10 protein-coding genes are annotated in these 10,336 nt (G+C 61.1%); 6 read left to right on the plus strand and 4 right to left on the minus strand.

Annotated features, from left to right (window positions below):
* Positions 1-318 (minus strand): hypothetical protein (locus tag ACW9IN_RS29465; RefSeq protein ID WP_457369152.1); only part of this gene is annotated, 318 nt, incomplete at its 3' end.
* 182 nt (positions 319-500) lie between these two features.
* A complete protein-coding gene (locus tag ACW9IN_RS29470) occupies positions 501-1,307 on the minus strand; it encodes a helix-turn-helix domain-containing protein (RefSeq protein ID WP_457369153.1) in 807 nt (268 codons plus the stop codon).
* A 130-nt stretch (positions 1,308-1,437) separates the two neighbouring features.
* Between ACW9IN_RS29470 and ACW9IN_RS29475 the strand changes: the two genes are divergently transcribed.
* Together ACW9IN_RS29475 and ACW9IN_RS29480 are read left to right on the plus strand one after the other, a co-directional pair.
* Positions 1,438-2,928: a PAS domain S-box protein gene (locus ACW9IN_RS29475; protein ID WP_457369154.1), complete on the plus strand. Its 1,491-nt coding sequence runs from the start codon at positions 1,438-1,440 to the stop codon at positions 2,926-2,928.
* A gap of 109 nt (positions 2,929-3,037) precedes the next feature.
* Positions 3,038-3,310, plus strand: coding sequence for a DUF1652 domain-containing protein (locus ACW9IN_RS29480; RefSeq protein WP_457369155.1), 273 nt, complete (start codon positions 3,038-3,040; stop codon positions 3,308-3,310).
* Here the strand turns inward: ACW9IN_RS29480 and ACW9IN_RS29485 are convergent.
* Positions 3,273-4,466, minus strand: coding sequence for an MFS transporter (locus ACW9IN_RS29485; protein ID WP_457369156.1), 1,194 nt, complete (start codon positions 4,464-4,466; stop codon positions 3,273-3,275). The genes ACW9IN_RS29480 and ACW9IN_RS29485 overlap by 38 nt on opposite strands.
* A gap of 75 nt (positions 4,467-4,541) precedes the next feature.
* A complete protein-coding gene (locus ACW9IN_RS29490) occupies positions 4,542-4,850 on the minus strand; it encodes an RcnB family protein (RefSeq protein ID WP_457369157.1) in 309 nt (102 codons plus the stop codon).
* Positions 4,851-4,954: 104 nt separating this feature from the next.
* On the opposite strand from ACW9IN_RS29490, the gene ACW9IN_RS29495 reads away from it, so the two are divergent.
* The 4 genes from ACW9IN_RS29495 (at position 4,955) to ACW9IN_RS29510 (ending at position 10,210) form a co-directional block, all read left to right on the plus strand.
* The gene (locus ACW9IN_RS29495; protein ID WP_457369158.1) at positions 4,955-7,111 is read left to right on the plus strand and encodes a WG repeat-containing protein; all 2,157 of its coding nucleotides are present in this window, start codon (positions 4,955-4,957) and stop codon (positions 7,109-7,111) included.
* 65 nt (positions 7,112-7,176) lie between these two features.
* Positions 7,177-7,734 (plus strand): helix-turn-helix domain-containing protein, encoded by a 558-nt coding sequence (locus ACW9IN_RS29500; RefSeq protein ID WP_457369159.1) that lies wholly within the window; start codon positions 7,177-7,179, stop codon positions 7,732-7,734.
* Between the two features lie 11 nt (positions 7,735-7,745).
* Entirely contained in the window at positions 7,746-9,092 is a 1,347-nt protein-coding gene (locus ACW9IN_RS29505; RefSeq protein ID WP_457369160.1) for a glutamine synthetase family protein, read from the plus strand.
* A gap of 20 nt (positions 9,093-9,112) precedes the next feature.
* Positions 9,113-10,210: a DNA alkylation repair protein gene (locus ACW9IN_RS29510; RefSeq protein ID WP_457369161.1), complete on the plus strand. Its 1,098-nt coding sequence runs from the start codon at positions 9,113-9,115 to the stop codon at positions 10,208-10,210.
* The last annotated feature ends 126 nt before the right edge of the window (positions 10,211-10,336 follow it).

The following is a 10,336-nucleotide window of genomic DNA, read 5'->3' on the forward strand; positions in this document are numbered from 1 at the left end:
CGGCCTCACTGCCGACACAGATGCCACCTGACCCACCGCTTTCGCAGCCTCGCCGGGGCTCGACAACTCCCACAGGGGGCTTGCAGTGGTTGGAAAAAACACTGTCAGCAGGACCATCGCGCCGGGCACTTTCTCACCAAAAACAGCGTTCCAATGTGGGAGCTGGCTTGCCTGCGAAGACGGCCTCACTGCCGACACAGATGCCACCTGACCCACCGCTTTCGCAGCCTCGCCGTGGCTCGACACACAGGGGATTGGCAGTGGCTGGAAAAACTCCATCAGCAGGGCCATCGCGCCGGGCGCTTTTTTTACCAACAACAGAGATCCCCTGTGGGAGCTGGCTTGTCGGGTCGCCGCATCGCTGCGAAGACGGCCTCACTGCCGACACAGATGCCACCTGACCCACCACTTTCTCAGCCTCGCCGTGGCTCGACAACTCCCACAGAGGACTTGCAGTGTCTGGAAAAACGGCCAGCAGAGCCCCACATCTTGACCGCGTGCTATGCGCCGCGCCGCCATTCATCCGGGGACACTCCCAGCACCCGGCGAAACACGTGGGCCAGGTGCGAGGGCGATTCATAACCGACGTTGTTGGCAATCTCCAGAACCGACATGCGCGTATGCCGCAACAGGGTTTGCGCGCGTTCCAGGCGCAAACGCTGGACATAGGCCAACACCGTTTCGCCGGTGTGCAGTGCAAACAACCGGGTCAGGTGCCGACGCGACATGTGGAACACCGCGGCAATCTCATCCAGCCCCGGTGCGTGCTCAAGGTTGCCTTCCACATAGGCTTTCACATCGCGCACCAGCATGGCGCCGTGGCGCTCGGTGGAGGACCGCTGCAGGCTGGGTTGGCTGAGGGAAATCGCCAGGCATTCGAGCAACAGCAGGTGATCGGCCTGGGCCAGCTGGCGGCGGCGGTCGACATAGGGGTCGGGTTGACTGAAGGCTTTTTTCGCCAGCAGTAAATGATGCAGCGGCGCCGAGGTTTGCCAGATGCCCAGGGTCGGCACGCGCAGCAGGCGATTGGCATCCCCGGACAGGTCACGCAGCGCGAAGCGCATGTAATCGGGGTCGACGTAGAACGCCAGATGGCCCTGGCTGGCAGTGAGCGATGACGAGGAATGACTGCACTGCGGCGGCACCAGCACGAACTGACGATCAATCACCGAGGTGGTGCGCCCGCTCTCTTCGTCCTTGAACCGCAGCAAGCCGTGCTCGGGCACCATCAGCATGAACTCGTCATGGGCATGGGCCCCGGTTTCGTAGGCACCATTGGAGTTGAAGACGCTGTAGATATCACGCATCGCCAGGCACTGCCGCAGGAAAGTAGAGGTGCTGACACTAGCACGTTTGGTGCCAGTACCACCGTAGTGCATCTGCACTATTCTGAGCCCCAGGTGTCGTACTTCACATGCGCCCACCCCCGGAGACCTTATGAGCCAGGACGTTCTTGCCAAAGAAACCAACCGTCGCCAACTGCAGCAGATCATCTCCGGGATGTCCGACGGCATCATTCTCGCCGAAGTCGACCAGACCATCCTCTGGGCCAATGAGGCCGCGTTGCACATGCACGGCGTCGAAGCCGTCATGGCCCTGGGCAGCAACACCTCGGAATACGCCGAACGTTTTGCCCTGCGTTACCGCAACAACCACCCGGTGCTGCCGGAGAACTATCCCCTGGCACGCGTGGCAGCGGGTGATGAATTCAGCGATGTGGTGGTGGAAGTCACCCCTGCGTCAGACCCGGACAGGACTTGGGTGCATCGCCTGCGCAGCCTGATCATCACCGACTCGCGCGGCGAGCCGGAGCTGTTGGTGGTGATCCTCAGCGACGCCACCGAATGGGCCAGTGCCGAGCAGCGCTTTGAGAAAACCTTCAACGCCAACCCGGCGCCAGCCGTGATCTGCCGCCTGAGCGACCTGCGCTATATCAAGGTCAACCAGGGCTTCCTGGAAATGACGGGCTACAACCGCGACCAGGTAATCGGCAAATCGGTCTATGAACTGGACGTACTCGAACACGCCGAACGCAAGGACCTGGCGATCCAGCGCCTGGGCGAAGGTGCGACGATTCCGCAGATGCAAGCCGAACTGCGCCTGCCCGAGGGCGGCAGCAAGCTGGTGATCGTCGCAGGCCAGCCGTTGGACATGAACGAAGAAGACTGCATGTTGTTTTCGTTCATGGACCTGGAGCCACGGCGCAAAGCGGAAATCGCCCTGCGCCAGAGCGAAGAGCGTTTCGCCAAGTCTTTCCGCCTGACGCCGGTGCCGACCCTGGTGTGCAACGCCGCCAACCGCCAAGTGGTGGACGTCAACGACGCGTTCATGAGCATCACCGGCTATATCAGCGAAGAGCTCATCGGCAAATCCATCGAAGACATCGACTTTATCGACAGCTCACCGGCCTGCGCGCAGTTGTTCGCCACCCTGGAAAAAGCCGGCGCCCTCGACGGCCAGGACCTCAAGATACGCAAGAAGGGTAACGAGGTGATCGACTGCGTGGTGTCCGCCGACACCGTGACCATCCAGGACATGCCGTGCTACCTGCTGGTGATGATGAACATCACCGAACGCAAGCGCTCGGAGCTGGAGCTGGTGGCGGCCATCGAAGAAGTCATGCAGGACGCGTCCTGGTTCAGCCAGACCCTGATCGAAAAACTGGCCAACGCCAAGAGCGTCAACAGCGCCAATGCACCGACCGTGGCCTTTACCGACCTGACGGCCCGGGAACGCGATGTACTGGGCCTGATCTGCGAGGGTTTGGCCGATAAAGAAATCGCCTCGCGCCTGAAACTGGCGCCCAATACCGTGCGCAACCACGTGGCCACGGTGTACTCCAAGCTGGGGGTGCACAGTCGCAGCGCGGCAATCGTCTGGGCCCGTGAACGCGGGCTGTTTGCCAGTGAGCTGCGCCTGAAAAAATAGCCTGCGAGAGTGCAAATGCACTAGCCCGGCTAGTGCGAATTCGCCTTATGGCGCAGGGGCCCGATGCATAACCTTCAAGGCATCCCAACCGTGCCATGAAGGAACCTGCATGTTTACCCTCGCCCAACTGCGAAATTGCATCGAAGAAGGCCTGTCGCCCCTGACGTGTGAATTCACCCTGTGCCGGGACGCGTCCCTGACCCTCAAGGTCTACGACGCTGAGTCCGGCCGGGTCGATCTGGTGGTCACCGGGATCAGCACCAACCGGCTGCAGACCCCGCAGGAAGTGGAAAAGATGGTGGAAGAGCTGCGCTACGAACTGCAAAGCAACAACGTGGGCAAGCTCACACTGGATGATTTGCCTTCAACGACGCCCCAATGAAGTAAAACACCCCACCCCCGACGATGAACGCCCCCAGCATGTAAAACATGGTGTGGGGCGGCAGACTGGCCAACACCAGCCCGCACAACACCGGCCCCAGGGCCGCTCCCAGGTTGGACAGGTTCTGCGCCCCGTAATACATGCCCCGCAAGTGGTCCGGGGCAATCCGGTCGATAAACATGTACTCGGCCGGGAACACCACAATTTCCCCCACGGTGAAGACCGCCATCGCCAGCACCCACCACAGCACGCTGGTGGACAGCGCAAACCCGACCAGCCCCAGCATGAACATGCCCAGGCCGAAGATCAGCCACTGGCCCAGGTAACGGTGGGAGATGCGCCGCCCGATCACGTATTGCAGAGCGATCACCATCACCGCATTGGTGGTGAGCACCGCGTTGACCACGGTGTAGGTGTAGTCGTTGGACGTGGTGGTCACCAGGTACTGCGACAACCAGGCCGTGAACTGGCCGAACACCACCGCACTGAGCAGGCCGCCGAGGGTGAAGCACACCAGACGCCGGTCCCGCAGCAACACACCGCCCACCGCCAGGAACGACACCGGCTTCTGCGTAGCGTCGACGTGGGTCAGCGTGCGATCGCCCCAGCGTCCGTACAGCAGCAGAAACCCCAACCCCAGCAGCGCCGACAGCACGAACGGCAAGCTCATATCCAGCCGAGCGATCATCGCGCCGAAAAACGGCCCGACCGCATAGCCGATATTGGTCAGGGTGTACTTGATGGAAAACACTTCGCTGCGTGCCTCTTCCGGCAGCAGGCTGGCAAAACCGGCCTTGGCCGCGATATCGATCACCGCATAAGCCAGGTTGATCAGGATCAGGCAGCTGTAGAACAACCAGATGCCCCGGGCCAGCAGCATGCCGAAGAACCCCAGCGCAAACAGCGCGGTCAGGCCGAGCAGCAGCCGGTAGCTGTTGATGCGGTCGACCAGAAACCCGCCGTACACGCTGAGCAGCGAGCCGACGATCAGCGAACTGCCGATCACCAGGCCGACCTCGCTGACCGTCAGGGCGAACTGGCTGGTGAGGTAGATCACCAGGTACGGAAAGGTTATTGCCTTGGCCAGCGTCAGCAGCAACGTGGCGCACAGCAACAGATTTACGGTGCGGGGGTAGTGTCTGAGGGTCGCAAGCATCCTGCTCTCATTCCTGGAAGGTAACGCGGTATTCGTGGCCGGTTACCTTAACGCAGGAACGAGCAAAAACGCAGGTCATTTCTTGGCGGGCGTGATCTCGAGAATGGTGCCATTCGTGGTTTTGAGCAGCACGAACTTATCACCTGCGCGCGCCCACTGACTGTCGGCTTCGGGCTGTTCGAGACCGCGTTGTTTCCAGTCGGTGACCGCCGACTCCTTGCGCATCAGCATGTCCGGCGCACGATCACCTTCCTTCAGCTCATGGGCATTGATGTTGGAGGGTTGCACGGTTTCCTGTGGGGTATCGCCGGCCAGCGCGACAAAGCTGGCGGTGGACAGGCTGGCGGCAATCAACAGGCTGGCAGCGAGAGATCCGGACTTCATGGGCACTCCTTCGATTAATGACGCGTACCCAGCTTCCGACCACAGGCGCGCGGAATCATTCAGCCTGCTAACCTTGCGCCAGCCCATTCTCGAGTCCGATAACAATGAAAACACCCCTGACCCGAATCAAGCTCGTTGCCAGCGCCCTGGTGGTGGTCGCCGTGATCGGCGGCGCAGCCTATTACCTGATCGACCGCAATGGGATCACGGGCCTGGTGACCGGCACCGAATACACTGACGACCAGTTGAACGAAGGCGATGTGGGCGATTTGCACACGCTCTCCCTGCCGGAAGCGAAAAAACGCCTGAATTACCTGGTGCTCGACGTGCGCGACAGCATCAACCAGATCGCGATGATCGAAAGCCTGCGCCTGGAAATCTCCCCGGCGACGAAAACCGCCAAGACGCCCGCCGAAAAGAAAGAACTGCGTTATGACGAACCTTTCGTGCCCATGCCCGCCGCCGAGCTGAAAAGCGCTCTCGAAGCCCTCAAGCAGCAGAAACCACAGTTCCAGCAGATGTTCTTCGACAACCAGTCAGGGCTCATGCTCGAGGTGGAACCGATTCGCGAAGTGCTCAAGCGCGGTGCCCTGCCCAGCCCGCGCGAGGCAGAACGTTACGCGGTACAGACCGTTTACCTGCGCGATGGAACACAACAGCCTTTCACAGAGATAGGCGTGAGCAACGCCGAAGATGACGACAGCACGCGCGCCGAGCTCAAGGTCAACAAGCCGGTGGAGCGCGTCAGCGTCACCCTCACCTACCCGGCCTATCCAGGCTTCAAGAAAGTCGTGCTGGACCCGTCCCATCCGAAAGTCACCGCCGGCGGCGGCGAGGTCTATCAACTGACCGCCCTGGCCGACGACCGTGCCTCGCTGCTGCTGGCCACGCCGAAAGACAGCACCTACGTGATCCAGGGCCTGACGGCCGAGGGCAAGCCCCTGTACAGCGGCGGCAACAGTTCCAATTCGTCGCCCACCGCCGAGCAGAAGGCCAACCTGCGCAAGTACTACGACGAACTGCTGCGTATGCAGAGCGGTTTCTCCCGCTATAAAACCAGTGCCGCGGTACAGGATCACCTGGAGCAGTTCGTCAAGGACCTGCCGGAGACGGCCAGCGCGTTGACCAATGTGCACGCCACCTACCACTTCGAAGACACCCCGGCGAGTGTGGTGATCTACGTGCTGGACCCGACGCGGCCAGACACCCTCGAACTGGACATGCACAACGCGGTCCCCCCCCAGAGCCGCTACATCGCCTACGACAACGCCACGCAAAAAAGCGGGTTCATCGACGACAAGGGCCAGTGGGTGGTCAAGCCGCGCTTCAAGCGCATCGAGTACACCGAAATGCCCGGCGTGTACAACATGCAGGTCGGCAGCACCCCCGAGAAGGACGGCTGGAGCCAACTGCTGTTCAAGTACTTCGTGTTCGTGCCGGGTGGACACACGCTCAAGGAGCTGCCGTTCGAGATCATCGAAAAGCCGATCAATGACGACCTGATGATCGTCGAGCGCGAAACCAACGGGCCCTACGGCGTGTACGACGTGAAGAAACAGCAGGTCGTGGTGCCGATGAAATACGTCAATGTCGAGGTGGTGGGCGATTTGTTCATCGGCCGACCCGGGCAGAAGACCTACGGTGTCGATTCGAACTACGGGGTGTGGAACCTTGCCGGCAAGGAGCTGTTGGCGCCTCGATTCTCCACTGTCGAGGTGGTCGGCGATTACCTCTACACCACCCTGGGGGAAGACGCACAAAGAGACGTCTACAACCTGAAATTGCAGAAACTCAACCCCGCCGGCACCCGTGCCGTCGGCGCGTTTATCCAGGGCCAGCCGCAACTGGTGCAGGATCGCAAGCGCGGCACCTTCAGTTTCATCAACCCCCAAGGCAAAACCTTGGCGATCAACCTGCCGTACGACGAGGTCGAGCCCTTTTCCAACGGCATGGCGGTGGTGAAAAAAGGCAACCGCTATGGCGCTGTCGATACCGAAGGCAAACTGCGCGTGCCACTCAAGTACACCACCCTCAACGCCTTCCAGAAAAACCTCGCTTCGGCGGAAATGGAAGGCTTCGAGGGCCTGGTACTGATCGACCGCAATAACGCCTTGGTGAAAAAACTCGGTTCGTACACCACCTACAACATCCCGGCCAACAGCAATGAGGCGAAGTACAGCATCTGGGATGCCAAGGAAGAAAACCGGGTGAACGTGTTCGATGCCGATGGCATACAGGTGGATAGCTACGAGCGGGAATGACCCCGCCGATTGCCGACGTGAAATAATTCCTGTAAATTTTCATGAAATTTATCGAAATAAATTTCATGAACCAACAAGAAGAACTCGCCACGCTGGCCGCGCTGATCCACGATTTGCGCAAACACAAGAAACTCACCCTCGCCCAGCTCGCGCAAAAGATCGAGCGATCGGTGGGTTTCCTGTCCCAGGTGGAACGCGGACTGTCGCGCCCGACCGTGGCGGATCTGACCGCGATCAGCCACGCCCTCGACGTGCCCACCACGTATTTCTATAGCCAGCCCAAACCCAAGGCCGTGGACTGGGTCACTCGCCCCAGCGAACGGCGCACGGTGTATTACGCCAACGGCATCACCGACATCCTCGTATCGCCCAGCATGAACGGCGCGTTTTCGATGCTCGACAGTCTGCTGGCACCTGGCGCCAACAGCGGTGAACAGACCATGAGCGACCGCGCCGAACAGGCCGGTTTTGTGCTGGAAGGCGAATTGACGCTGTGGGTCGACGGCGAACCCGGCTCAGTCACCCTGGGCCCGGGCGACAGTTTCCACCTGGCCAGCTTCGCCCACTGCCGCTACGCCAACCTGACCGATCTGCCCGCCCGCGTATTGTGGGTTTACAACTAGGAGCTGCACCCGTGAAAAGCCATGCCTCCACGTTACTGGCCGAAGTACGGACCTTTCGCCAGAACCATCCTGACGTGCGTTATGTCGACCTGATCGCCCTGGACCTTCCCGGGCACTTCTACGGCAAGCGTTATCCCATCGAGATGCTGGAAAAAGTCGCGGCCGGCAGCCCGTTGAAGTTGCCGCAGAACGCCGTATTGCTGGGGGCCCAGGGCGGGTTGTTCAAGATCGGGGATTACTGCTTCAACGATGGCGACCCGGACGCCAATCGCCGACTGGTGCCCGGCACGCTCAAACCGGTGAACTGGGAAAGCCAGCCCTTGGGGCAGATGCTGATCACCTCGGACGGCACCGAAGCGCCCATCGAATTCGAACCCCGGGAAGTGCTGGCCAGGGTGCTGGAGCGCCTGCACGGCAAGGGTATTCATCCGGTGGTGGCGTTCGAACTGGAGTTCTATCTGTTCGATAAGCAACTCGACAATGGCTTGCCGCAATTCGCCCGCGACCCGCTGAGCGGGGATGCCGACGACCAGCCCAACCTGCATATCGAACGGCTCTCGCGCTTCAACGAGGTGCTGGACGACATGGCGCAGACCGCCAGGGATCAGGGCATCGATATCACGGTGATCACCGCCGAAATCGGCCCGGGCCAGTTCGAAATCAATTTCGGCCATGTCGACGACAGCCTTCGCGCCGCCGACTGGGCCGCCCTGTTCTGCCGCAGCACCCGTGGCGTGGCGCTCAAGCATGGCTACCGCGCCAGTTTCATGGCCAAGCCCTACTTGCAGTTTCCCGGCAGCGGCATGCATGTGCACGTCAGCCTCTACGACGGCGCGGGCAATAACCTGCTGGCGGCCCATCAGCAGCAACCGCTGCGCCACGCGGTGGCCGGCTGCCTGGAACTGCTGCCGCACTGCATGCCGATCTTCTCGCCCAACCACAATGCATTCCGCCGCCTGGGCGGTACCGTCAACGCCGCCACCCGTGCCAGTTGGGGTTTCGAAGACCGCGATGCGTGCGTGCGCATCCCCGAGTCCGACCCGCGCAACCTGCGCATCGAACACCGCCTGGCCAGTGCCGACGCCAACCCGTACCTGGTGCTGGCAGCGATCCTCGTTGGCCTGGAACATGGTCTCGAAGCCAAGCGCGAGCCCATCGTGCCACTGAACGACGACCGCAGCAGCGGCACCGATTTCCCCCTGGAAATGCTCGAAGCGGTACGCGCCATGCAGCATCAACCGGTATTGCGCGATAAGCTGGGCGCCGAATTTGTCGACGTGTACTGCGAGAACAAACGCCAGGACCACTTGGCCTTCCACCAGGAGATCCAGGCGCGGGAATATCGCTGGTTTCTCTAACCCCCACACTGGAATCACCGATGACCGACCAAAGCGCTCCGGCCCTCAAGGAAATCTTCAACGTCGCACGTCTGCAACACATCGCCAGCGAGATGAGTGCGGTGTACCCGGCGTTCGACGCCAAGGGCTTTCTCAAGCACGCAACAGCCGGGCTGGACGCGTTGTCGGTGATGCAACGCATGGCGCGGGTCAGCGAAAGCCTGCATGCGGTGATCCCCCTGGACTATCCCCAAACCCTCGAGCGGCTCTACGCCCTGGCACCGCGCCTGAACAGCGCGTTCGTCAGCCTGTTCCTGCCGCACTACGTGGCCAGTTACGGGCTGAATGACTTCAAGCGTTCCATGGCCGCGCTCAAGTACTTCACCACTTTTGGTTCGGCTGAATTCGCCATCCGCCATTTTCTGCTGCACGACTTCCAGCGCACCCTGGCCGTGATGCAGGAGTGGTCGCGGGATGACAACGAACACGTGCGTCGCCTGGCCAGCGAAGGTTCGCGGCCACGCCTGCCATGGTCTTTCCGCCTGGCCGACGTGCAAGCCAACCCCGAACTGTGCGCTTCGATCCTCGACCATCTAAAGGCCGACCCCAGCCTGTACGTGCGCAAATCGGTGGCCAATCACCTCAACGACATCACCAAGGACCACCCGGACTGGGTACTCACGCTGATCGAAGGCTGGTCCCTGGACAACCCTCACACCGCCTGGATTGCCCGCCATGCCTTGCGCAGCCTGATCAAGCAAGGCAATACCCGCGCACTGACGATCATGGGTGCCGGGGCCAAGGCCGAAGTGAAGATCCACCACCTGCATGTCACGCCGGCAGTGATCAGCCTGGGCGAACGTATCAGCCTGTCGTTCAGCCTCGAATCCACCGCCGCCACGTCACAGAAGCTGGTGGTGGACTACGCCATCGACTACGTGAAAAGCGCCGGCCACAGTGCCGCGAAAGTGTTCAAGCTCAAGACGCTTAACCTGGGCGCCGGAGAGCTACAACACATTCGGCGCGAACAGCACCTTCGCGATATGACCACGCGCAAGCACTACCCGGGCCGGCATGTGGTGCATGTGTTGGTGAATGGGGAGAGGCTCGGCAGTGCCGAGTTCGAACTGCGTGCCTGATGCGATTCAAGCACCACCACATTGGCTCTCCATTGTTGGTGAGAACGTGTCTGGCGCGATGGCCCTGCTGACAGCGTTTTTCCAGCCACTGCGAATCCCCTGTGGGAGTTGTCGAGCCCCAGCGAG

Source organism: Pseudomonas sp. SDO5271_S396 (genome assembly GCF_054071795.1).

Coding starts and splice junctions, on each gene's coding strand:
- ACW9IN_RS29470 (WP_457369153.1), bottom strand. CDS start 1,307: ATGCGTGATATCTACAGCGTCTTCAACTCCAATGGTGCCTACGAAACC.
- ACW9IN_RS29475 (WP_457369154.1), top strand. CDS start 1,438: ATGAGCCAGGACGTTCTTGCCAAAGAAACCAACCGTCGCCAACTGCAG.
- ACW9IN_RS29480 (WP_457369155.1), top strand. CDS start 3,038: ATGTTTACCCTCGCCCAACTGCGAAATTGCATCGAAGAAGGCCTGTCG.
- ACW9IN_RS29485 (WP_457369156.1), bottom strand. CDS start 4,466: ATGCTTGCGACCCTCAGACACTACCCCCGCACCGTAAATCTGTTGCTG.
- ACW9IN_RS29490 (WP_457369157.1), bottom strand. CDS start 4,850: ATGAAGTCCGGATCTCTCGCTGCCAGCCTGTTGATTGCCGCCAGCCTG.
- ACW9IN_RS29495 (WP_457369158.1), top strand. CDS start 4,955: ATGAAAACACCCCTGACCCGAATCAAGCTCGTTGCCAGCGCCCTGGTG.
- ACW9IN_RS29500 (WP_457369159.1), top strand. CDS start 7,177: ATGAACCAACAAGAAGAACTCGCCACGCTGGCCGCGCTGATCCACGAT.
- ACW9IN_RS29510 (WP_457369161.1), top strand. CDS start 9,113: ATGACCGACCAAAGCGCTCCGGCCCTCAAGGAAATCTTCAACGTCGCA.